This window comes from Leptospira sanjuanensis (assembly GCF_022267325.1).
Classification (GTDB): Bacteria; Spirochaetota; Leptospiria; order Leptospirales; family Leptospiraceae; genus Leptospira; species Leptospira sanjuanensis.
The window spans coordinates 258,464-279,845 of the sequence record NZ_JAIZBG010000002.1; the positions used below are offsets into that span (position 1 = coordinate 258,464).

Genomic DNA, 21,382 nt, shown 5'->3' on the forward strand with positions numbered 1-21,382 from the left:
ATTCGTTTTGAAAAGCGGTTGCATCCCGGTTCCAATCTTTATTCTTGCTACGGAGGAAATTCGAATGTCAGATTCAGTTTTGGGGGCCAATGTTCCCTCGGTCAGTTTGGAAAGTACGGAAGGAAAGAACGTGAAACTTCCGGACGACATCGCGGGTTCATGGACTTTATTGTATTTTTATCCGAAAGACGATACCCCCGGTTGCACCAAACAAGCCTGCAGTTATCGAGACAATATGGGAGAATTCAAAAAGATCGGAGCGAAGGTCTACGGAGTGAGCTTGGACAATTTGGATTCTCACGGAAACTTTATCCAAAAGTATTCCTTAAACTTTCCGCTTTTATCCGATCCCGATCATAAATTGAGCGAAGCTCTCGGCGTATACGGAGATCAGGAATGGAGAGGCAAGGTGTTCAAGGGACTTTCCAGAGATTCGTTTTTGATTTCTCCGGAGGGAAAGATCCAAAAGGTTTGGAGAAAAGTTGACCCGACGACCACGGTGGAAGAAACTCTCCAGGAGATTTCCAAAGCCAGCGGTAAATGATTGTCTAAACTTCGTTTTGTAATTCAAGAGTATCAGCTTACGGGACACTATCTCCAAGTGGAATTGGAGATGGAGTCTTCCAAAAAAGAAACGATTCTATCCCTACCCGTTTGGTCTCCCGGATCGTATATGGTTCGGGATTATTCCAGACATATCCACAAGCTCGAAGCGTTTGCAAGCGGTAAGAACGGCAAAAAGTTAGAAGTCGTCGAAATCGGTTTGGATTCGTGGAGCGTTCGTTCCGAGGGAGAAGCCTTTCGTGTTCGATACGTGGTCTACGGATACGACTATTCCGTCCGTTCGAACTATTTCACCACGGAATATTGTTTGCTTCATCCGCCCGCCTTGTTTTTGTACCCCCGCGACGAGGAAATTTCCGAAATTACATTAGAAATCTCGAATGCGCTTCCGTTTGAATATTGTCATTCCGGTTTGAGCGGAAAGGGTCGCAAACGTTCTTCCGCTTCGCTGGACGAATTTTTGGACGCGCCTGTTCTTTTGTCGAACCGACCTTCGATTCCGTTTCGCAGCGGAGAATGCGATCATGAGATCGTACTTGAGGGAGAACTTCCGAAATCCGTTCGAAAAAACCTTATCCCCGATCTTCAAAAGATCACGGAGGAACAGATCCGTTCTCTCGGAGGATCGCCAAACACGAGTTATCTGTTTGTCCTGATTCTTTCCGAAGGCGCCTACGGAGGTTTGGAACATCTCAATTCTTCCGTGAACATGTATGATCCGCTGAAGGCGTTGTCGAAGGACGGATATCTAAAACTTCTCGAACTTTTATCCCACGAATACTTTCATCTTTGGAACGTGAAACGGATTCGCCCGATCGCGCTCGGTCCGTTCGATTATCAGAAACCTAATTTAACCCGCGAACTTTGGATCGCGGAGGGAATCACTTCCTTTTATGACGCGTATTTTTTGGTGCGAACCAAACATCTGAACCCGGAATCGTATCTGGCAAAGGTAATGGAAGACCTTCAGAGTTTGGAAAAGTCCGAGGGAGAAGCTTGGATGAGTTTGGAGGATTCTTCGTACACGGCTTGGACGAAATTCTACAACCGTCCGAACGATCCGAACGCGAACAACACGGGGATTTCGTATTACGTTAAGGGAGGAATTCTCGCGCTTGCGATGGATCTGCATCTTCTGTCGGAAACGGGAGGCAAACATTCTTTGCTGGATGTGATGAACGAAGTATATCAAACGTATTACGTCGGAAAGAAACGCGGTTTTACGAAAATCGAATTCTTCGAGTCCGCAAAAAAACGGACCGGAGTGGATCTGAAATTGGAATTCGGAAATTATCTGGATAAGGCGATTGCGATCCCGATCGAGAATTACTTTCACAAAATCGGTGTTAAACGGTCGGATTCGAACCCCGGAGTGGAACTCGGCTTTTCCACGCGGGAAGAACGGGGAAATCTCGTGATCGGCAAAGTTGATTGGAAGATTTTGGACGCTTCCGTCGATCTAAGTCAAGGAGACGAATGGATCGCGCTGAATGGAACTCGGATTCATTCCGGAAATCGAAAGGATCTTTTGAAGCAGTTTAAGGCCGGAGATAAGATCGAACTTTTGATCGCGCGGCGAGGTAAGATTCTCAAGCGAAAGTTGAAACTCTCGAAACGATTTCAAACGAGTCAGTTTAAGTTCGACGAACTCGCGAACGACGAACAAAAAAAATTGCGCGGACTGTTCTTCGGAAGTCAGGAAGGGAACCAATCTCGGTAATCTAACGTGTGGAAATACGTGTCCGGTCCGCATTCGAGTTTGCGGATTGCCCGGTTGTCAAGTAAGTCGAGGTGGAGGATGTAACTGTAATACCTGTGAAATGTGGGAACTCCCTCATTCATCGGATTCACGATAGAATCTCCGACTCCCAGTTCCTCCAGCCACAAAAGATAATTAAACAGAAAACAGCGGGACACGCCGTGCGCTTGAGCCAACGTTCCTAAAAAAGTCCAGCTACCGGTGCTAATCCGAGCATTCACACGCACCATTTTCTTTTTACCCTGACAAGGTTGATAAAGAGTTCGCCTCGCATCTTTTCCGATGCGCTTTGCAGCGGACATATATTTCCCATACCGTCTCAAAAGCTCGGGAATTCGTTTCGGAAGTTTCTTCGCGTCCCGCTCTGAAAAGCGTCGCAAGGTTTGTTCCGGAATTAAAAGAGTGACCGTAATCGAATACCCATCTTGAAGTCGCGAACGGATTTCATGATCCGTATTTAAAAGCATGGTTCCCATATATCGGATACGGTTCCGCAAAAAACCGATGGAGACTGGTCGGCGCGGGTTTTTTAAGGAAACGCCGTTTTTTTACGAAGAGCCTGATCCCAAAACGGGAAAAAAATTGTAATAGTTCCCACAAATACTCCTTGGCTTTTCAAAGACGGTCTCGCCGTTTGAAAAAAGCAGGAGTTCCCACACGTTCCCGGTTTTGGGACGGGCATTAAAGTCTGCTAAACAGCCGTAATTCCTCCGTCCACCGCCCAATTCGCTCCGTTGATATACGAAGATTCTTCGCTTAACAAAAACGAAACGACTCGCGCCACTTCCGAAGGAGAAGCGATTTTTTTGGAAGGTGTCATCTCTAAAATCTTTCGTCGATGATCGGAAACCTGATCTTCCTGAATGCCCATCGACGTTTCCATATAACCCGGACTGATCGCGTTTGCGGTGATGCCGAATCCGCCCCATTCGTCCGCCAAGGACTTTGCAAAACCGATCAACGCGTGTTTGGAAGAGGAATACGCGACCGAATTCGCCGACCCGATCAAGGATAAGGAAGAAGCGATGAATAGCAATCTTCCAAGTTGCAGATTTTTGAATATAGGTAAAAGAACCTTCGTGATTCGGAACGCGGAACGAATGTTGATCGAAAAAATCCGATCCCATTCTTCCGGACTTACTTTCGTAAGATCGTGATACGGACCTCCGTAGCCGGCGCAGTGGATCAACGCATACGGAACTTCATCCTCGGAAGCGATACGATTCTTCCATTCCGCCAAAGAAGAATCCAAGCGTTCGTCCTTTGTCAGATCCGTTTCGCAGAAGAATTCTCCCGAAAGAAGCGCAACGGGAGGACGAACGTCCAAATTAAAAACGGAATATCCTTCCGTGGTAAGAGACGCGGCGATTGCTCTTCCGAGACCACCGCTTCCGCCGGTGAGAATCACGTTCTTTCTTTGTTTCGATTTTGGATCGTTTCGAGTCACTCTTCTAACTCCGTTGGTTTCTTCTATCCCGTATTTCTGGATGACAGAGAGCGGCACAAGGAATCTTTTGTTTCTCATGGAAAAACTTTTGGAAAGAGTCAATCATATCCTCGAAGCCCTCCCTTATATCACCAAATACGCGGGCAAGACGGTCGTGATCAAATACGGCGGAGCCGCAATGGCAAAGGCTGATTTGAAAGAATCTTTCGCAAAGGATATCGTTCTTTTAAAATACGTGGGAATTCATCCCGTAATCGTTCACGGAGGCGGACCTGAAATCAACCGTCTCTTGGAAAATCTTAAGATTCCTACCGAGTTCGTTCACGGACATCGGGTCACGGACGCGCAGACGATGGACGTCGTCGAAATGGTTCTCACCGGAAAGGTGAATAAACAGATCGTTTCCATGATCAACGCACAAGGCGGAAAGGCGGTGGGAATTTCCGGCAAGGACGGCAATCTCGCAAAGGCGATCAAAACTCCGATCGAGATCGAACTTGAAGGAAAGGAAAAAGAACTCTTCGACGTGGGGCTTGTCGGAAAAATCGAATCCGTAAATCCGGAAATTCTCCACAACCTTCAGAAGGAAGGATTCATTCCCGTTATATCCCCGGTCGCCGAATCGGCGACCGGGGACAGTCTCAACATCAACGCGGATACGTTCGCGGGAGAAATCGCGGGCGCTCTCAAAGCGGAGAAGTTGATTCTTCTTACGGACACCGAAGGAATTCTCATCGACGGAAAACTGGCCACGGGTCTCAATCGAGGCAAAGTAAAGGATTATATTCGAAAGGGGGAAATTTCCGGCGGAATGATTCCAAAGGTGGAATGTTGTCTCACCGCAATCGATCAAGGTGTGCGAAGAACTCATATCATCGACGGAAGAGTTCCTCATTCGATCCTGATCGAAATTTTTACGGACCAAGGAATCGGCTCGTTGATCGAATAAAATTCCGCCTTTCAGAAAAATAAACCTTTTGGTTAGGTTCGTTTTTTTGAAAAATTTCCGCGCGTCGATTGTTACCGAAACTCCTTGACAGAGAACACTTTCTTGTGTCCAATGATTGAATTCTTCTTTTAGAACGGTCCGTTAACCCCCCTTATGAGTGAAAGGCAACTATCCTTATCCCTAATTTCCGATATTACGGCGAGAATCAATTCGACCGACGACCTGGAAGAACTTCTCGGTATCATCATAGAAACAACAAAGGACGTTCTCAACACGGAAGGATGTTCTCTTCTTCTTTATGACCGCGACGAGGATTGTCTCGTGTTCAACGTCGCCAAGGGAACCAAGGGAGAATCTTTGACCGAGCTCAAGGTTCCCCGCGGGAAAGGAATCGCCGGTATGGTTTTGGAAACCCTCGAACCGGTCATCGTCAACGACGCCGCCAACGATCCTCGCATTTATAGAAACATCGACGAAACCGTCGGATTCGTGACCAACAACCTCATCTGCGTTCCTATGAGTACTCAGGGAGAAATCCAAGGTGTGCTCGAAGCGGTCAATTCCCTGGGAAGGGAAGAATTCACGAGCAAGGACATTAAGGTTCTGCAATATCTTTCGGATCTCGCGGCGATCGCGATTCGGAATCGAAGACTCATTCGCGACCTCAAAAGCCGAGCCAACGAATTGGATTGTCTGTTTCAACTCAGTCAGGCGATTTCGAACATCGAGGCGATGGATCAGTTTCTCAACCTCACCGTAAACTCGATTTCGGAAGTGATGGGAGCGGAACGTGTTTCGCTCATCTTCTTCAATCCGAAAACCGGAAAATACGAACTCAAAAAAAGCATCGGCTTTAGTCTCGAAGACGAGGAACACTTCATCAACGAAAAGGAAGGAATCATCAAACATATCATCGAAACCGGAGCGCCGATTCTCGTTCAAAATACGTCCGGCTTCATGGAAGAATGGGTTCGTCCCGAACGATACAAAACGAAATCCTTTATCTCCGTTCCGATCCGACAAGACGGAAAGATCATCGGAATTCTAAACTCCGCGGATAAAAAATCGGGGAACAGTTTTAATAACGCGGATCAAAACGTTCTGAGTACGATCTCGAATCAGATCGCGGAAGCGTACAATTCCCTTCTTTCCAAGGATCAAAAGGAAAAACTCAATTCAATCCGAAGAGATATGCAGATCGCTTCTCAGATTCAGGTGAATTCTTTACCGAACATTCCGAAAAAGATACAGGGACTCGAACTCGAAACGAGTTATATCGCGTCCAAGGAAATCGGCGGAGACTTTTACGATCTCATTTATCACAACCCCGACGAGGTGAGCGTGCTGATTGCGGACGTTTCCGGAAAAGGAATCGCCGCCGCGCTCTTTATGGAATTCTCCAAGACGATCATCGCGGGAGAAGTCTCCCGGAATTCTTCGACGAGCATCAGTTTGATGAGCGCGAATCGGATCATCCAAGAAAAGTCCGGTTATTTTATGTTCGTCACCGTTATGCTCGCTCGGATCAATATGGCCAAACGAAGAATCCGGTATTCGAGCGCGGGCCACAACGAACAGCTTCTCTACAAGGCCAAAGAAAAGAAGGTCACGAGTCTTTCCGGAAAAGGAATGCCTCTCGGGATCAAGGAATCGGAAATCGACGAACACGAAATCGATTATTCTCCCGGAGATCTATTGATTCTTTATACGGACGGAGTGAGCGAAGCGATGAACGAATCGAACGAGATGTACGGTTTGGAAAATCTGACCAAGCTCATCGAGCGAAACGGAGAAATGCCTCTCAGCGCTTTGAAGGAACTCATCATCGATACCACCGATGCGTTCCGCGGAGAAGCCGATCCGCACGACGACTACACTCTTTTTATGGTGCGTCTTCCGTAACGCTGCGATCCGTAGAGAGCGGCGTTTCCGCGGAAAATTTCGGGCGTCTCCTTCCGATCTGCGATCGGAAGGACCGTGCTTGCTCCGGGTTTCGTCGCGTAGCGACTCATCCTTCGCCTTGTTTCAACGGAAAAGATTCAATTTTTTGAATATGGCTCAGGACGCTCGCGCCCTCCGCATCACTGACGCGTTTACGTCACTTCGCTTCCATGTGAGCCGGTTGTCCGGTGGAAGCCAAAAGCGATCTCCAAAGAGTGCTCTTATCCGGTTGCAACACCTTTCTTTCCTGAATCGCCACCGCGATGGGAAGGTGCGTAAAAACGTTGTTCCACATTCCTACGACCATATCCGTTTTGCCCGCCATCGCAGCGTGAACCGCATTCTGAGCGAGAAAGCCGCAGAACACCGAATCTTCCGCGTTAGCCGGAATCGATCGTATGATGTAACTCGGATCGATGTATTTGATGTTTACGGGGATATTCTCCTTTTTGAAAAATTCCCCCATCGTATCCTTGAGAAACAATCCGATGTCTTTCAGCTTTAAGTTTCCGGAAGGATCTCGTTCTCCGGTAACGTCAAAAAATTTTTGACCGGCGCCTTCCGCCGCGATGATGACCGCGTGTCCTTTTTTCAGGATTCTTTTTTTGAGATCGTCCAGAAACGCACCGTTTCCAAAAAGATCGAAGTTCACTTCGGGGATCAGGCAGTAGTTTACGTTCCGGGACGCAAGAGCCGCGTTGACCGCGATGAATCCGGAATGACGTCCCATTAACTTGACAAGGCCGATTCCGTTCGGCGCGCCTTTCGCTTCCACGTGCGCGCATTCCACCGCTTCCATGGCCTTGGAAAACGCCGTGGAAAAGCCGAACGTTTTCTGAACGTAGTTGATGTCGTTGTCGATGGTTTTCGGAATTCCGATCACGGAGATTTCTTCTCCGCGTTTGGCGATCTCGTCCACGATTTCGCGCGCACCGCGTAGGGTTCCGTCTCCGCCGATACAAAAGAGCATTTTGACCCCGTACAAGCTCAGATAATCCACCATATCCACCGCGGATTGATTTCCACGGGAAGAAGCGAGCATGGAACCGCCTTCTTCCACGATATGCGCCACCTTCTCCGGAGTGAGTTCGATCGGTTTGTGGGAATATTTTTTCACGAGACCCTGATACCCGTACTGAAAACCGAGGATGCGCGAAACACCGTAACGATAGTAAAGTTCCATCACGATCCCCCGGATCACGTCGTTGATTCCGGGACAAAGTCCTCCGCAGGTTACGATTCCCGCCGTCACTTCCTTTGGGTGGAAAAATATTTTTTCCCGAGGACCGGCTTGTTCGAAAAAATCGGGATCGTTTTGTATGTAGGAATTCCAATCTTCATCGGATTGAAACACCGTTCTGAATAAAAGCCTGGAAGAATCGCTAGTATAGTATTCATAATCCGCGGGACTGGGAATTTTACATTCGCCGAAATTTTTGATTCGTGTATCCATGTTTCCTCGCGCAGATATTCCGGGAATTCGGGGAAAAATCACCTCATTTTGCAATTTTCTACTGACAGTTCTGTTCTATTTCTATAGTCTTACAGACAGAACGGTTTATGAACAAAAAGAGATCCTTTATTCTTTCCTTATTTTTGTTTCTGTTCGGAGTCTCCGTTTTTTCGGTGGAAGATCCGACGTTCAGCCCGTTTTCACCCTACCACCTTTCCCGCGATTTCGATCTCAATCGTCAAAAATATCTGCAGGTGGTCGCCATTCCCTATAAGGACCCGATGGAACTCAAACTCGGACCGGAATACGAAACCGCACCCGAAAAAAAATCTCCCGCGCCAACGTTCATCGTAACTCCGGGTCTCTCCTTTTCGGGAATGTTTCAGCCGTTTTTATTTTCCGTCGTTCCGCACGGCAGCATTCAATTCTTACCCGTGTCCGAAACGGTTTTCGTAAACGAGCCTTCTTCTAAAACGGGCAAATTTGTATCCGGCGCCTTCTCTGAAAAGAGAACGATGGATCGAATCACCGATTCCAGAAACCAAATCCAAGGTTTCGGTTTGCAGACGTTCGGTTCCAATCCGCTTCAAAACGGAAGCAGTTCGGGTGTGATGTTTTTATACATGAAACGTCATGCGGGATTGGAGATGGATTTTAACGCGAGAATGATCGGAAACCAAGCCGGACTTGCCGTGCTGGAATCCGCCAAGTCCACGATCGCATTCAATTATTCCGTATTTCCGGAAATCGGAGAAAGTTCCAAGATGAACTTCTTCCTTCAATTCTCCAGCATCAAACGCTTTCAAGACCGCAACCTCGGATACGGAGGAACGGGCGATCCGGGAAGCAACAACATGCGCGGTTTAAAATCGTATGAATACTATTTGAATCCGGGGATTTCCTTTTCTTCCAGAAACTTAAGCTTGGAAGGAATGGTACGCGTTCCCGTTCCCACCGCGGCGCAACTCGCGGGAGAACAACATCAGTGGATGCAGGACGTGCAGGGAATTTTGGGAATCAAATACAGCTTTTCCGAAACCTCTTCTAAATAAGAAAATCGAAAGCGTTCTGTCTCACGTTCAATCGCATAGATTAGGATGATCGAATTCTATTTGACAATCTCAATTTTAAGACGTAAATATCAATCATGTCCTCAACGAAGCAACAGGCCATCAACCTGATCGAAAACTTACCTGATGATTCATCATTTGATGATATCATGGAAGAACTTTTCTTTTCGAAGAAAGTTCAAGAGGGCTTGTCGGATTTGGATAACGGTAAAATAGTTTCTCACGAAAAAGTCGTAGAAGAAATTGCTAAATGGCGAAAGAGATAATCTGGTCTCGGAAAGCTCAATCCGATTTGCATGATATCTACGATTATATCACTATAGATTCTGAAATTTACGCGTTTAATGTAGTCAATCGGATCATAGAAACTGTAGAAAAAATACCGTTGTTCCCGTTTTTAGGACGAATGGTTCCGGAATTTAATATTGAAAGTTTGCGGGAACGATTTTCGGGCAATTATCGAATCGTTTATAGAATTAACGATTCAGAAAATATTGAAATAGTTACGATTCACCATTCTTCTAGGTCGTTAAAATGATCTCTTTTTGAATCGACGATTGTTTACTTTGTAGGGTTACTCGATGATTCCCTGTTTTTTGAGGGAGAAGGCAAGATCCATCTTGCTGATCAGATGTTTTGCTCTTCCAAAACGAATCATACGTTCCGGCGTCGAATTCTGTTTGTTCGAAAAAATCTCTAAACAAGTTTCGATCACCGGGCAAGAATGGTCCGTACATCCGATTTCGGTTAACGTAAGAATTTCGCTGCCCGTAAGACCGAGCGGTTCTTTCAGCCATGAAATCAGCGTGGGATGAAAGGAGAATTCTTCGGACGCGTTCCTAGTCTCCGAATAAACGGGACCGTGATTGTGTACGGAAGAATGATTGGGGACCGCCGGTTTCATAGCTTCTAGTTAGACGAAAAAAATCGGATTCTTTCCAAGATTCCTATTTCGCAACGGAAACCGCGAGAGGATCGTACGCGAGGTTCGGCGCAAGCCAACGTTCCACCTCTTCCACTCTCATCCCTTTTCTTTCCGCGTATTCCTCGATCTGATCGCGATTGATCTTTGCGACGGCAAAATACTTGGACTCCGGATGTGCGAAATACAATCCGCTGACCGAACTTGCGGGCCACATCGCGAAATGTTCCGTAAGCGTGATTCCCGTGTTTTTCTCCGCTTGTAATAAATCGAATAGAACCCGTTTTTCGGTATGATCGGGAGAAGCGGGGTATCCCGCCGCCGGGCGAATTCCTCTGTATCGCTCGCGGATCAAATCCTCCGGAGAAAGATTCTCGTTCTTATCGTATCCCCAGTATTCTTTCCGGACTTTATAGTGCATGTATTCCGCAAATGCTTCCGCAAATCGATCGCCTAACGCCTTCGCCATGATCGAATTGTAGTCGTCTTGGTGGTTTTCGAAATCTTTCGCGAATTCCTCGACTCCGTGTCCCGCGGTCACCGCAAATCCTCCGATATAGTCGATTCTTCCCGATTCTTTCGGAGCGATATAATCCGCCAAACAGTAGTTAGGTTCCGTAGCGTCCTCTTTCTGAATCTGCTGACGCAGAGTATGGAATACGGTGAGAAGTTTGGAACGTTTTTCGTCTTCGTAGACTTCGATATCGTCTCCGACAGCGTTCGCGGGGAAGATTCCGATCACTCCCTTGGTTTTAAAAAGTTTTCCGTCCACGATCTTCTTCATGAGTTTTTGAGCGTCCGCGAAAAGTTCTCTCGCTTGTTTTCCGGTCGTTTCGCTTTCTAGAATCGCGGGGTATCTTCCTTTCAGTTCCCATGCGGTAAAGAACGGAGTCCAGTCGATAAAAGGGATCAACGTTTCCAAAGAAACTTCTTCGTCAAAGACGCGAACTCCTGTGAACGCGGGTCTGTCGATCGGAGTCGTCGCCCAATCGATGGGATGGCGATTTTCTCTGGCTTGTTCCAAAGAAATCAACTTTCTTTCGGCTCTGGTATTGAAGTAATTCTCCCGTGCCGCTTTTTGATCTTCTTTTACTTTTTGCGTATAAGCTTCGTTCAAGTCCGGATGGAGAAGCTGGTTGACCACGTTCACGACGCGAGAAGCATCCACAACGTGAACAACCGGTTGATCGTATGCAGGCGCGATCTTAACGGCCGTATGCGCGGAGCTCGTGGTTGCGCCTCCGATCAACAGAGGAACTTCGAATCCGGTGCGTTTCATTTCGGACGCTACGTGGACCATTTCGTCGAGAGACGGAGTGATAAGTCCCGAAAGACCGATGATGCTTACGTTATGCTTCTTTGCCTCTTCGAGAATCTTATCGGAAGGAACCATCACACCGAGATCGATGACCTCGTAGTTGTTGCAGGCAAGAACGACGCCCACAATGTTCTTGCCGATATCGTGAACGTCTCCTTTGACCGTAGCGATCAAAAACTTAGGACGCGCTGTAGCCTCCGACGATTGGTTCTTTTCCTCTTCCATAAAAGGAAGCAGATAAGCTACGGATTTTTTCATCACGCGCGCGCTTTTTACGACCTGAGGCAGAAACATCTTTCCCGCGCCGAACAATTCGCCCACGATCTTCATCCCGTCCATCAACGGACCTTCGATGACGGTTAACGGACGCCCGTATTTCACGCGCGCTTCTTCCGTATCTTGATCGATGTATTCCACGATCCCTTTGACGAGAGCGTGGGAAAGTCGCTCCTCGACGGAGGTCCCTTCTCTCCAAGCCTCTTCTTTTTTCTCGGACTTGTCTGCGCCTCCCGCTTTGATGCTTTCGGCAAATTCAACAAGACGCTCGGTCGCGTCCGGTCTTCTATTCAAGATTACGTCTTCGACATATTCCAATAGATCCTTGGGGATCTCTTCGTAGACCGCCAGCATTCCCGCGTTTACGATCGCCATGTCCATTCCCGCTTGAATCGCATAGTATAAGAATACAGAGTGCATCGCTTCCCGTACGGGATTGTTTCCGCGAAACGAAAAGGACACGTTGGACAAACCGCCCGATACTTTTGCGCCGGGACAGACTTTTTTGATCTCGCGGACGGCTTCGATAAAATCCATCGCGTAGTTGTTGTGTTCTTCGATTCCCGTTGCGACCGTAAGAATATTCGGATCGAAGATGATGTCAGTCGGACTGAAGTTCGCCTTTGTAACGAGAAGATCATAGGCGCGTTTGCAGATACGGACCTTATCGTCTTTGGTTGCCGCCTGGCCTTGTTCGTCGAACGCCATCACGATCGCGGAAGCTCCGTATCTTCGGATCTTTCTTGCGTATTCCAGAAACTTCTCCTCTCCTTCCTTGAGGGAGATCGAGTTTACGATCGGCTTCCCTTGAATGCACTTCAACCCTTCTTCGAGCACGCTCCACTTGGAAGAATCGATCATAAACGGAACTTTCGCGATATCCGGTTCGCCCGCGATGAGATTCAAGAAATGTCTCATCGAAGCCTCTCCGTCTAACAACGCTTCGTCGAAGTTGATATCGATGATGTTCGCGCCCGCTTCCACCTGTTGTAACGCGACGGAAACCGCCTCTTCGAAGTTTCCTTCGATGATGAGTTTTTTGAATTTCGGAGATCCGGTTACGTTCGTTCTTTCGCCTACGAGTAAAAATCCTTTGTCCGGAGTGATATTCAACGGTTCGAGACCGGACAATCGGGTGACTTCGGGAATCTGCGGAAGAATTCTCGGCTTCTTCCCGTGAACCGCTTTTGCGGCCGCCCCGATATGTTCGGGCGTCGTTCCGCAACAGCCGCCCGCGATATTCAGCCAGCCGGAACTTGCAAATTCTTGAATGTATTTTCCGAATTCTTCCGGAGTTTGATCGTAACCGCCGAATGCGTTCGGCAATCCAGCGTTCGGATAACAGCTGATGTAACAGGAGGAAACTCTCGCGAGTTCTTCGATATATGGACGCATTTCGTCGGCGCCGAGCGCGCAGTTGATTCCGACCGAAAGAGGATTACAATGCGCGATCGAGTTGTAGAACGCTTCGACCGTTTGACCGGAAAGGGTTCTACCCGAAGCGTCCGTGATCGTTACGGACAAACAGACCGGAATTCGAACTTGCAAATCTTCGAATACTTGTTCGATCGCAAATATCGCGGCCTTCAAGTTGAGAGTGTCGATGTTCGTTTCGGGAAGAAGAAGATCGACTCCCGCTTCCACAAGAGCGCGCGTTTGTTCGTAAAAAGTAGCGACGAGATCGTCGAATGTCACCGCGCGAAACGCGGGATTATTCACATCCGGAGAAAGTGTCGCGGTCTTTGTAGTCGGTCCGATCGCCCCCGCCAAGAAACAAGGTTGGTTGGGATTCGTCTTTTGAAATTTCGCGATCGCATTGCGCGCGCAAACAACCGCGGCCTTATTCAAGTCCGCCACCAAAAACTCGGTTTTATAGTCGCCTTGCGAGATTTGATTCGAGCTGAACGTGTTCGTTTCGAGAATGTTTGCGCCCGCTTCCAAAAACTTCAAGTGAATCGCTTCGATCACGTCCGGTCTCGTCAAACAAAGAAGTTCGTTGTTTCCCTTCAACGGATGCGAGTGGTTCTTGAGAATTTCTCCCCTAAAGTCGTCTTCTTGAAGGGAAAATCTTTGGATCATCGTTCCCATCGCGCCGTCGATTACGAGAATTTGTTTTTCGAGAAGGGAGAGCAGTTCCTTGGAGGAGGGATTCGTATAGTTCTGAACTTTATAAGTCATGAGCAAACTTCTTTGATAATTTTAAAAAATAGTATAACGTAAAATTCTAATATTCCGGATTGATACATCCCTCTTTTTTCAAAGGAACTTTCACATCCGTAATCACGGGAGAATGTTTCGATTGTACCGCATTCTCCGCGATCCATCCGTGCCACACGGAAGGAACTTCGTAGTCCGGGTAGATCGCTTCCACCGGACATTCCGGCCTGCATTTGTTGCAATCGATGCAGACGGAAGGGTCGATGTAAAGACAATCGCTTCCTTCCCGAAAGGCCTCCACGGGACAAACCGCGGCACAGTATGTGTATTTACAATGCCTGCAGGGTTCCGCGACTACATAGGCCATTTGATTCGGAAAGACCGATTCTTCCGATACGAAAACCCGGGTCGGTAAACCCGGGATTCCGCGTCGAAACGTCGGCTTAGTATCTGTAGTGCTCCGGTTTGAAAGGTCCGTCGACCGGAACTCCCAAATAGTCGGCTTGTTTTTGGTTCAGTTTTGTTAAACGAACTCCCAACTGTTCGAGGTGAAGAGCGGCAACTTTCTCGTCCAAATGTTTCGGAAGAGTGTAGACTCCCAACTCGTATTTGTTGTTATAAAGTTCGATCTGAGCCAATACCTGATTCGTGAAAGAACAAGACATCACGAAAGAAGGGTGACCGGTTGCACAACCGAGGTTTACAAGACGTCCTTCCGCGAGAACGATGATGGATTTACCGTCCGGGAAAGTGTATTTATCGACCTGAGGTTTGATTTCCTTTTTGGTTACGCCTTTTTCGCCGTTCAGTCTGGACATTTGGATTTCTGTGTCGAAGTGTCCGATGTTACAGAGAATCGCTCCGTCTTTCATCGCTTTCATGTGTTCGAGAGTGATGATGTCGTCGTTACCGGTTGCGGTTACAACGATGTCCACTTGTTCGATGATGTCCTCCACACGAAGAACTTGATAACCTTCCATAGAAGCTTGAAGAGCGCAGATCGGATCGATTTCGGTTACGATCACTCGCGCGCCGAAGTTACGAAGAGAAGCTGCGGATCCTTTACCAACGTCCCCAAAACCGCAAACGAGAGCCACTTTACCGGCGAGCATCACGTCGGTCGCTCTTTTGATTCCGTCCGCAAGAGACTCGCGGCAACCGTAGAGGTTGTCGAACTTGGATTTCGTAACGGAGTCGTTTACGTTAAACGCGGGAACCTTCAATTCTCCTTTCTTAAGAAGTTTGTAAAGACTCTTAACTCCCGTGGTGGTCTCTTCGGAGATACCGCGGATTTCGCTTAACAATTGAGGATATTTCTCGTGGATGTAAGCGGTGAGATCTCCCCCGTCGTCGAGGATCATGTTCGGTCCTTTTTCTCCGAAGAAAATTGTCTGCTCGATACACCACCAGTATTCTTCTTCCGTTTCACCTTTCCATGCGAAAACGGGAATACCCGCTTTTGCGATCGCAGCCGCTGCGTGATCTTGGGTGGAGAAGATATTGCAAGACGACCAGCGAACCTCCGCTCCCAATTCCGTCAGGGTTTCGATCAGAACGGCGGTCTGAATCGTCATGTGAAGAGAACCAGCGATTCTCGCACCTGCCAAAGGTTTTTTACCTTTGTATTCTTGTCTTAAAGCCATAAGACCCGGCATTTCTTTTTCGGCCAGAATGATCTCTTGTCTTCCCCACTCTGCCTGGGAGAGATCTTTTACTTTATAGCTTAAGCCTTTTTCCTGTGTTGTTGCGGACATTCTAGTCCTCCTTTTTCGTTGCTTGAATGATCAAAATTTTGAAAACGTTACCCGTATCGAATTCTTCGTGCGCCATAATGGTGAAGCCCGAAAGTTCCAGCCAATCCTGAAGAAGAGAATAATCGAAGCCCAACCAAAGATCGGAGAAATTATCCCGCATGAATTCCTGATTGTGTTTTTTCAAATCCACAAGACAGAACACGCCGCCGGGCTTTAGAATTTTATAAATTTCGCGAATAACCGCCGGAGGATTGGAAAGGTGATGAAGCACCATCGAAGCGACCACGGCGTCCGCTTCCTGAGTCGCAGAAGAAGCCACATTCTCCAGTTGAGAATGAATTAGAGATACGTGTGAATTTCCGGCGAACGCGACCTGCGCTTCTTCCACCATTTTCGGGGAAGAATCCACTCCGATAACTTGATCGGATTTGGTAAGAAGATACGGAATCAAACCGCCCGGTCCGCAACCTAGATCGTAAATCACGGAAGACGCGTTAGGCAGATAGGAAAGAATTTTTTTGCGATACAAGGCGGGATCGAGTACATCCTTCTGAATGGATTCCCAATCCTGCGCTACATTATTGAAATAGAATGTGTTTTTTTGATCCCTTCTGGAAAGGATTTCCGAAATCTGAAGTTGATCCGGAGTTCGAAACGGAAGATCGTCCTTATAGGAAAGAAGAAGTTCGGTGACTTCCGAGGCGAAATCAGGTTCTTTTTTTTCTTCCGGAATCCGGTAATAAACCCAGGAACCTTCCCGTTCCGGAATTAGAAAACCTGCGTCGGTTAAGATTTTGAGATGTCGGGAGACGCGTGACTGGCCCATTCTCAAAACTTCCGTGATTTCTTGTACGTTCAATGGAGATAGCGATAGGATATGGAGAATTCGGACTCTCGTTTCGTCCGAGAGCGCTTTGAGCGCGGAGAGAATCTGTTTCGGGCTGCTTCCCGAAAAAACTCTGGCTTCTAAAGTCTCCATTTAGGAGAGGATATCAAGATATCTTGATATCTGCAAGACTTTTTATGAGGTTGCCGGATCTTTTTTGAGTTTTGGGGGAGTTCCCACACAGTTTGAGGGACAAAGTAGGCCTTCTTCTCGAAATGGACCGGGACTTCTTTGTAAAAAACGAGGAGATCAGCCGTCCTTCTGGATTTCGTATGAGTTCCCACAAAATTGGAAGTACAGACAAATTCTCCTCTTCGAGTTTTGAAGGAGTTCCCACAAAATTCGAAAAACGGACGAATCCTCCAGAAATGAAAAATCTCTCTCCCGGTCATTTCAGCCTAAATCCCCTTTCATTTGAATTTTCGAACGAATTCGCAATTTTCGCTTGCATTTAATATGACCAGTCGCTTTAATTATTTCAAACAACCTAGACTCGAAATCAACATTCGAAAAACTACAGAAACCGCATGAAACTCTCCGCAGCAGATTCCGCAATCAAACGAAAGACGATCCTCGAAGCGGGAATTCGTCTCATCCGACAAAACGGTCCGGATGGAATCGGAATTCAAGAAATCGCAGACGAAGCCGAAATCCCCAAGGGTTCCTTTTACAATTATTTCTCTTCCAAAGATCGATTTTTAATCGAAGCCTTGGAAGATTATACACAAAACGCAATCTCCTGGAACGATCAAACCCTGCAAAAGGCGGGTCGCGGAAGGTCCGCCCTCTTCTCTCTTTACCAAGAAAAAGTGAAGCTCGAAAAACATTTCTTAAAGGACGGGCTTTCCTGTTTGATCAATGTTTTATCCCAACATTCTTCCGGAAAAAAGCCGGAACTGAGAAAGGAACTCGCTCGTTCTTTGGAAGCGATCGCAAATGCGATCCTCGATTCTTTGCAAGTTTCTGCGGACGACTCGACCGCGGACAAAATTCTCCTGCTGATCCGAACCGTGGAAGCGTCCTGGAGAGGAGCGATGCTTTTGGCAAGGGCCACAGGAGATGAATCGTATCTCGAAAACTTCTTAAGTGTTCATCGAAATCTCGTTTTAGGAAAGGAACTATGAAATCGGAAACTTCTTCGCCGATCAAAAAAGATCATGAAACTCAAATCGTGGTTCGTTGGGACGAACTCGATCCGAACAATCACGTGAACAATAAAAACTTCCAAGGATATTTGGACGAAGCTCGCATGAGAGCCATGCGCGATTGGGGTTTTTCGATGGAGAAGCTGCGTAACGAAGGGTTCGGTCCGATCATTCTTTCGATTCAACTTGAGTTTAAACGGGAAATCGCGTATCCCGAAACCATCAGGATCGAATCGGATTTGTTTTTAAAGTCTCCTACCCGCGCGGTCTTCAAGCAGAGAATCATTTGCGGCAGTAATCAAGCGCTTTCCTGCAACGCAAGTACGGATTGGGTGATTCTAAATTTAAACTCGAAACGTCCCGCCAAATTTTTGGAAGCGATCGGGCTTCCGCAATCTACGTTAGAATTTTTTAAAATTTAGAATCGATTTAAACGAATTTCAAATCGAAGTTGATCTAGCATTCGTTAAACGAACAAATCCAAAAAACGTTCGGTTGTACGCATACGTTACGCGTTCTTTTGCGAGTATTCACTCATATTCGGAACCTTCCCCGGCTTGATTTTGGAAAAAAGGAATCAAAGAACCTATGTTTTCCCAAATTTCATCGGGTCGTATGTTTGAATTTTTTAATATTCCATTTCTATACTTCCCGGTTTGAACGAGGATTCCTCCGATTCCGCAGGCTTGTGCTCCGCCCACATCCGAATCGAGATCGTCTCCGACGAGGATCGTGGAGGACGGATCCGCGGAAAGAATTTTCAGAGCCGCGTTGAAAAAAGCGGGTGAAGGTTTTCCGATGACCTCCGCTTTCACTCCGGTTGCGTATTCCAATCCCGCCACGAACGCTCCTATATCCAACTGCAATCCTTCTTCCGTTTGCCAATACTTTCCTTTGTGAAGCGCGATCAAGCGCGCGCCACTCTTCACCTTTTGAAAGAGATCGTTGAGAAGCGCATAACTCCATTCTTTCCCGATATCTCCGATCAAAACGGCTTCGGGATGTTTCGTTTCTTGAGGAATTCCTTCCAGATCGTTGCGCGCTTCCTCGTTCATGACGAAAAAGGTTTTTGGATTTCCTGTTTCTAGAATGTATTCCCGCGCCGCGCTCGGCGCGTTGAGTATTCTTTCCTCTCCGATGGGAAGTCCGATCCGTTGTAAGAAAAAAGCCAAAGCCTTTCTCGATTTCGTCGTCGTGTTCGTAAGAAATAAGTGCGGAATCCGATTCGTTTGCAGATACGAAACTGCGTCCTTCGCTCCGGGAAGGAGAACGTTGCCCGTATGCAATACCCCGTCCAGATCCACCAGAACGGCTTGTACGGGCGTTTTGAGAGTATTTCGTAGATCCCTGTTTTCCTGCATAGAATGCGATTCTAACGCATTTTTCCGAATTTGCGATTCTCTCTTTTGAAAATCTTTGTTTCCAATTCTTTTCCGCTTCCCTATATCAGTATTACAAATTTGGAGGATTCCTTGAAATCAAAAATAACCCTTCTCCCGTTCTTCTTTCTTTTGCCGATTCTCGCGGGTTGTGCGGAATTGCAGACCTTGAAAGGAAAGATCAAAACTCCCGAAATCTCCTTTGAAAAGGTGGAGATCGCGGAAATCACTTTGGAAGACATCAAACTCGTGATTCAATCCGAAGTTCGAAACCCATATCCGATTTCTCTTCCCGCTTCCGGTCTCGAATTGGATGTGAAGATCGAAGGAACGCAGTTCAGTAAGGTGAAACTCGCACTCGATTCCATCCAAGGTTCTTCCAAAAAAAATCTTCCGATCGAAGTGAAGTTGAAATACGCGGACCTCGCCGCCTTGTATAAGAAAGTTCCCGGTAAAAAAGAACTTCTGGTCCGAGTGGAAGGCGAAGCGTCTCTTCCGATTCCTTCCAAATATGCCGCATTAGCGGGGGCAGACGCGTTGAAGTTTCCGTTTCAAGACGAACGATTGATCCCCGCCGTTCTTCCCAACATCGAAATCAAAAACTTTAAGATCATCAAACCGGACGTTGCAAAGATTACGGAATCTGCAAATAGTGCCGAACTCGCGAAGAAGGCGGTTTCATTTTTGGACGCTCTTCTTTCTCCAAAAGCGAAGAAGTCTCCCGGCTCCGCTTTAAACGCCGGATTGGAAGCGTTGGATATTTCCATCGATACCGAGTTCGATCTCGTATTGAACAACAAGGCGGCTTCCGATCTTCGCTTTCAGGATCTGAACTTCGAACTCTTTCTGGAAAACGATAAGTTCTTAACGGGTTCTCCGGTGAATATCGCCAACAACGGTAAGGAATCGATTCTTACGATTCGTACAAGCTTTCCTTTGAAGTCCGTATCCAATTCAATAGCAAACGCGGTTACGAAACGGAGTTCTTCTTTTCGTTTAATGGGAAAAGCCGCAGTTGTATGTCCGGGAGTTTCAAGTGATTCGATCGGCTTCGGATTTATAAAAGAGGGTAACTTTCGCTGGTAAGTATTGAATTACATCGGATGTATTTGAAACGATTACAAATACATTCGAGAAATTCTTTTTTGTTTCATAAAAATGTTTTCAAGTTAACCATATTATGATAAGAATAGTTCCTGAGTTTGGAGAATTTCAATTCTCCGAATAGGATAAATGAGCGTAAAACAATATGGAAATCTACGAAAAAGAAAAACGGAAACTATTAGCAGCATCGACACCGGAGCAGTACATCGAGTTATCGATTAAATCGAAACTGACTGGACCAAAAAAATCCAGCATCACTTCGGAATGGTTAACATCCACCGGTTACACGATCGATGACATCAAGTATGCAAGAAACCGACACCCCTTCTGGAGAAAGAAGAGGAACCAAGGTTCTTACGAACGCAACAGCAAACGTCTGGAACAACACAACTACTACCGAACCGATCAAAAGATCGTTTGGGATAAGGATAAGCTTGCAAAGTTCTTCGACCTCAACTCGAAAGGTTTAACCGATCACGAGTTGGCGAGAAGTTTCAAAACTTCCATCCCGGCGGTAAATCATATTCGCAGAAAGTTTCGATTTGCGTCGCAGCTTCTCGAACTCGAGAGACAAAAACCGGCTAAGGGCGGAATTCTGAAACTCTGCTCTCACAGCGAATCGGTCTTAAAGAGATTGATCAAGGAGAAGGAAGGAAAATAAACTCCTAACGGAGGTTTTCCGATGCTCCCTTTTCATCTTGGGCTTCAACTCGGCTCGATTTTTATTTTTTGTCTCAGCATTACCCAGTTTTCTTCCTGTTCATCCGAACAGGAGAAAACTCCGGAGCGGCTTCCTCCGCAAAAAATCACTCCGAATCCTTTCCAACAGGGGAATTCCAAACTCAAAAACGGAGAATTCCTGGACGCAATCGAGTTCTATTCCAGGGATTTGGATATAAATCCGAATAATCCAGCTTCGCTTAACAACAGAGGAATCGCCAAAAGCAAGTCCGGTGACGAAGCGGGCGCGATTTCCGATTATACGCAAGCCATAGAACGCCAGGAAAACTATGCGATCGCTTACAACAACCGCGGTTTTGCAAAGATCAAACTTTCCGATTACCCGGGCGCGATTCGGGATTTTTCAACGGCGCTTCGCCTGAAACCGAATTACGCAAACGCATGGAACAATCGCGCCGTGGCTTACTGGGCGATCAAGGATCGGCAAAACGCCTGCGAAGATTGGAACAAGGCCGAGGCGATCGGTCACGGGGAAGCCGCAAAGTCTTATCTTAAATTCTGCAATTAGAATTCTCCG

General features: G+C 47.0%; 21 protein-coding genes. 12 read left to right on the top strand and 9 right to left on the bottom strand.

Going from position 1 to position 21,382, the window contains the following annotated elements; genetic code table 11:
• Positions 1 to 64 precede the first annotated feature (64 nt).
• Both LFX25_RS19195 and LFX25_RS19200 read left to right on the top strand, forming a co-directional pair.
• Positions 65 to 544, top strand: coding sequence for a peroxiredoxin (locus tag LFX25_RS19195; protein WP_238731860.1), 480 nt, complete (start codon positions 65 to 67; stop codon positions 542 to 544).
• Positions 545 to 2,284 carry a M61 family metallopeptidase gene (locus LFX25_RS19200; protein WP_238731861.1) on the top strand — a complete coding sequence of 580 codons (1,740 nt, stop codon included), beginning with the start codon at positions 545 to 547 and terminating at the stop codon, positions 2,282 to 2,284.
• Here LFX25_RS19200 and LFX25_RS19205 read toward each other — a convergent pair.
• Together LFX25_RS19205 and LFX25_RS19210 are read right to left on the bottom strand one after the other, a co-directional pair.
• Positions 2,260 to 2,799 carry a DUF1564 domain-containing protein gene (locus LFX25_RS19205; RefSeq protein WP_238731862.1) on the bottom strand — a complete coding sequence of 180 codons (540 nt, stop codon included), beginning with the start codon at positions 2,797 to 2,799 and terminating at the stop codon, positions 2,260 to 2,262. The genes LFX25_RS19200 and LFX25_RS19205 overlap by 25 nt on opposite strands.
• A gap of 215 nt (positions 2,800 to 3,014) precedes the next feature.
• Complete coding sequence (locus tag LFX25_RS19210) at positions 3,015 to 3,770, bottom strand: SDR family NAD(P)-dependent oxidoreductase (RefSeq protein ID WP_238732080.1); 756 nt, start codon at positions 3,768 to 3,770, stop codon at positions 3,015 to 3,017.
• 76 nt (positions 3,771 to 3,846) lie between these two features.
• Here LFX25_RS19210 and argB point away from each other — a divergent pair, with 76 nt between their 5' ends.
• Entirely contained in the window at positions 3,847 to 4,719 is an 873-nt protein-coding gene (argB, locus tag LFX25_RS19215; RefSeq protein ID WP_238731863.1) for an acetylglutamate kinase, read from the top strand.
• 153 nt (positions 4,720 to 4,872) lie between these two features.
• Entirely contained in the window at positions 4,873 to 6,621 is a 1,749-nt protein-coding gene (locus LFX25_RS19220) for a GAF domain-containing SpoIIE family protein phosphatase (RefSeq protein WP_238731864.1), read from the top strand.
• 196 nt (positions 6,622 to 6,817) lie between these two features.
• Here the strand turns inward: LFX25_RS19220 and LFX25_RS19225 are convergent, their stop codons facing one another.
• Positions 6,818 to 8,113 carry an ATP-dependent 6-phosphofructokinase gene (locus LFX25_RS19225; protein ID WP_238731865.1) on the bottom strand — a complete coding sequence of 432 codons (1,296 nt, stop codon included), beginning with the start codon at positions 8,111 to 8,113 and terminating at the stop codon, positions 6,818 to 6,820.
• 107 nt (positions 8,114 to 8,220) lie between these two features.
• Here LFX25_RS19225 and LFX25_RS19230 point away from each other — a divergent pair, with 107 nt between their 5' ends.
• From LFX25_RS19230 to LFX25_RS19240, 3 genes are all read left to right on the top strand, one after another.
• On the top strand, positions 8,221 to 9,165 hold the full coding sequence (locus LFX25_RS19230; RefSeq protein WP_238731866.1) for an LIC_20087 family outer membrane protein: 945 nt from the start codon (positions 8,221 to 8,223) through the stop codon (positions 9,163 to 9,165).
• A gap of 95 nt (positions 9,166 to 9,260) precedes the next feature.
• Complete coding sequence (locus LFX25_RS19235; protein ID WP_238731867.1) at positions 9,261 to 9,449, top strand: hypothetical protein; 189 nt, start codon at positions 9,261 to 9,263, stop codon at positions 9,447 to 9,449.
• Positions 9,434 to 9,721, top strand: coding sequence for a type II toxin-antitoxin system RelE/ParE family toxin (locus LFX25_RS19240; protein WP_238731868.1), 288 nt, complete (start codon positions 9,434 to 9,436; stop codon positions 9,719 to 9,721). The genes LFX25_RS19235 and LFX25_RS19240 overlap by 16 nt, the downstream gene beginning before the upstream one ends.
• Positions 9,722 to 9,757: 36 nt before the next feature.
• On the opposite strand, the gene LFX25_RS19245 is transcribed toward LFX25_RS19240, so the two are convergent.
• The 5 genes from LFX25_RS19245 to LFX25_RS19265 all read right to left on the bottom strand — a co-directional run bounded on the left by LFX25_RS19245 (position 9,758) and on the right by LFX25_RS19265 (position 16,589).
• Complete coding sequence (locus LFX25_RS19245; protein WP_238731869.1) at positions 9,758 to 10,087, bottom strand: hypothetical protein; 330 nt, start codon at positions 10,085 to 10,087, stop codon at positions 9,758 to 9,760.
• 43 nt (positions 10,088 to 10,130) lie between these two features.
• A complete protein-coding gene (metH, locus tag LFX25_RS19250; RefSeq protein WP_238731870.1) occupies positions 10,131 to 13,877 on the bottom strand; it encodes a methionine synthase in 3,747 nt (1,248 codons plus the stop codon).
• A gap of 46 nt (positions 13,878 to 13,923) precedes the next feature.
• Positions 13,924 to 14,223 carry an indolepyruvate ferredoxin oxidoreductase subunit alpha gene (locus LFX25_RS19255; RefSeq protein ID WP_238731871.1) on the bottom strand — a complete coding sequence of 100 codons (300 nt, stop codon included), beginning with the start codon at positions 14,221 to 14,223 and terminating at the stop codon, positions 13,924 to 13,926.
• A gap of 76 nt (positions 14,224 to 14,299) precedes the next feature.
• The gene (ahcY, locus tag LFX25_RS19260) at positions 14,300 to 15,610 is read right to left on the bottom strand and encodes an adenosylhomocysteinase (RefSeq protein ID WP_238731872.1); all 1,311 of its coding nucleotides are present in this window, start codon (positions 15,608 to 15,610) and stop codon (positions 14,300 to 14,302) included.
• Between the two features lies 1 nt (position 15,611).
• Complete coding sequence (locus LFX25_RS19265) at positions 15,612 to 16,589, bottom strand: ArsR/SmtB family transcription factor (RefSeq protein WP_238731873.1); 978 nt, start codon at positions 16,587 to 16,589, stop codon at positions 15,612 to 15,614.
• Between the two features lie 434 nt (positions 16,590 to 17,023).
• On the opposite strand from LFX25_RS19265, the gene LFX25_RS19270 reads away from it, so the two are divergent.
• Both LFX25_RS19270 and LFX25_RS19275 read left to right on the top strand, forming a co-directional pair.
• The gene (locus LFX25_RS19270; protein WP_238731874.1) at positions 17,024 to 17,620 is read left to right on the top strand and encodes a TetR/AcrR family transcriptional regulator; all 597 of its coding nucleotides are present in this window, start codon (positions 17,024 to 17,026) and stop codon (positions 17,618 to 17,620) included.
• Entirely contained in the window at positions 17,617 to 18,063 is a 447-nt protein-coding gene (locus LFX25_RS19275; protein ID WP_238731875.1) for an acyl-CoA thioesterase, read from the top strand. The genes LFX25_RS19270 and LFX25_RS19275 overlap by 4 nt, the downstream gene beginning before the upstream one ends.
• Positions 18,064 to 18,171: 108 nt before the next feature.
• Here the strand turns inward: LFX25_RS19275 and LFX25_RS19280 are convergent, their stop codons facing one another.
• Positions 18,172 to 19,002 carry a TIGR01458 family HAD-type hydrolase gene (locus tag LFX25_RS19280; RefSeq protein WP_238731876.1) on the bottom strand — a complete coding sequence of 277 codons (831 nt, stop codon included), beginning with the start codon at positions 19,000 to 19,002 and terminating at the stop codon, positions 18,172 to 18,174.
• 111 nt (positions 19,003 to 19,113) lie between these two features.
• Here LFX25_RS19280 and LFX25_RS19285 point away from each other — a divergent pair, with 111 nt between their 5' ends.
• The 3 genes from LFX25_RS19285 to LFX25_RS19295 all read left to right on the top strand — a co-directional run bounded on the left by LFX25_RS19285 (position 19,114) and on the right by LFX25_RS19295 (position 21,373).
• On the top strand, positions 19,114 to 20,106 hold the full coding sequence (locus LFX25_RS19285) for an LEA type 2 family protein (protein ID WP_238731877.1): 993 nt from the start codon (positions 19,114 to 19,116) through the stop codon (positions 20,104 to 20,106).
• A gap of 163 nt (positions 20,107 to 20,269) precedes the next feature.
• Positions 20,270 to 20,785, top strand: coding sequence for an LB099 family protein (locus tag LFX25_RS19290; RefSeq protein ID WP_118957181.1), 516 nt, complete (start codon positions 20,270 to 20,272; stop codon positions 20,783 to 20,785).
• Between the two features lie 21 nt (positions 20,786 to 20,806).
• On the top strand, positions 20,807 to 21,373 hold the full coding sequence (locus LFX25_RS19295) for a tetratricopeptide repeat protein (RefSeq protein WP_238731878.1): 567 nt from the start codon (positions 20,807 to 20,809) through the stop codon (positions 21,371 to 21,373).
• Positions 21,374 to 21,382: the final 9 nt, after the last annotated feature.

Excerpts from the sequence above, each read along its gene's own strand:
- LFX25_RS19235 (WP_238731867.1), top strand. The coding sequence starts at position 9,261 with ATGTCCTCAACGAAGCAACAGGCCATCAACCTGATCGAAAACTTACCT.
- LFX25_RS19295 (WP_238731878.1), top strand. The coding sequence starts at position 20,807 with ATGCTCCCTTTTCATCTTGGGCTTCAACTCGGCTCGATTTTTATTTTT.
- ahcY (WP_238731872.1), bottom strand. The coding sequence starts at position 15,610 with ATGTCCGCAACAACACAGGAAAAAGGCTTAAGCTATAAAGTAAAAGAT.
- LFX25_RS19195 (WP_238731860.1), top strand. The coding sequence starts at position 65 with ATGTCAGATTCAGTTTTGGGGGCCAATGTTCCCTCGGTCAGTTTGGAA.
- argB (WP_238731863.1), top strand. The coding sequence starts at position 3,847 with ATGGAAAAACTTTTGGAAAGAGTCAATCATATCCTCGAAGCCCTCCCT.
- LFX25_RS19280 (WP_238731876.1), bottom strand. The coding sequence starts at position 19,002 with ATGCAGGAAAACAGGGATCTACGAAATACTCTCAAAACGCCCGTACAA.
- LFX25_RS19270 (WP_238731874.1), top strand. The coding sequence starts at position 17,024 with ATGAAACTCTCCGCAGCAGATTCCGCAATCAAACGAAAGACGATCCTC.
- metH (WP_238731870.1), bottom strand. The coding sequence starts at position 13,877 with ATGACTTATAAAGTTCAGAACTATACGAATCCCTCCTCCAAGGAACTG.
- LFX25_RS19290 (WP_118957181.1), top strand. The coding sequence starts at position 20,270 with ATGGAAATCTACGAAAAAGAAAAACGGAAACTATTAGCAGCATCGACA.
- LFX25_RS19220 (WP_238731864.1), top strand. The coding sequence starts at position 4,873 with ATGAGTGAAAGGCAACTATCCTTATCCCTAATTTCCGATATTACGGCG.
- LFX25_RS19265 (WP_238731873.1), bottom strand. The coding sequence starts at position 16,589 with ATGGAGACTTTAGAAGCCAGAGTTTTTTCGGGAAGCAGCCCGAAACAG.
- LFX25_RS19230 (WP_238731866.1), top strand. The coding sequence starts at position 8,221 with ATGAACAAAAAGAGATCCTTTATTCTTTCCTTATTTTTGTTTCTGTTC.
- LFX25_RS19275 (WP_238731875.1), top strand. The coding sequence starts at position 17,617 with ATGAAATCGGAAACTTCTTCGCCGATCAAAAAAGATCATGAAACTCAA.
- LFX25_RS19205 (WP_238731862.1), bottom strand. The coding sequence starts at position 2,799 with ATGGGAACCATGCTTTTAAATACGGATCATGAAATCCGTTCGCGACTT.
- LFX25_RS19255 (WP_238731871.1), bottom strand. The coding sequence starts at position 14,223 with ATGGCCTATGTAGTCGCGGAACCCTGCAGGCATTGTAAATACACATAC.
- LFX25_RS19240 (WP_238731868.1), top strand. The coding sequence starts at position 9,434 with ATGGCGAAAGAGATAATCTGGTCTCGGAAAGCTCAATCCGATTTGCAT.
- LFX25_RS19225 (WP_238731865.1), bottom strand. The coding sequence starts at position 8,113 with ATGGATACACGAATCAAAAATTTCGGCGAATGTAAAATTCCCAGTCCC.
- LFX25_RS19245 (WP_238731869.1), bottom strand. The coding sequence starts at position 10,087 with ATGAAACCGGCGGTCCCCAATCATTCTTCCGTACACAATCACGGTCCC.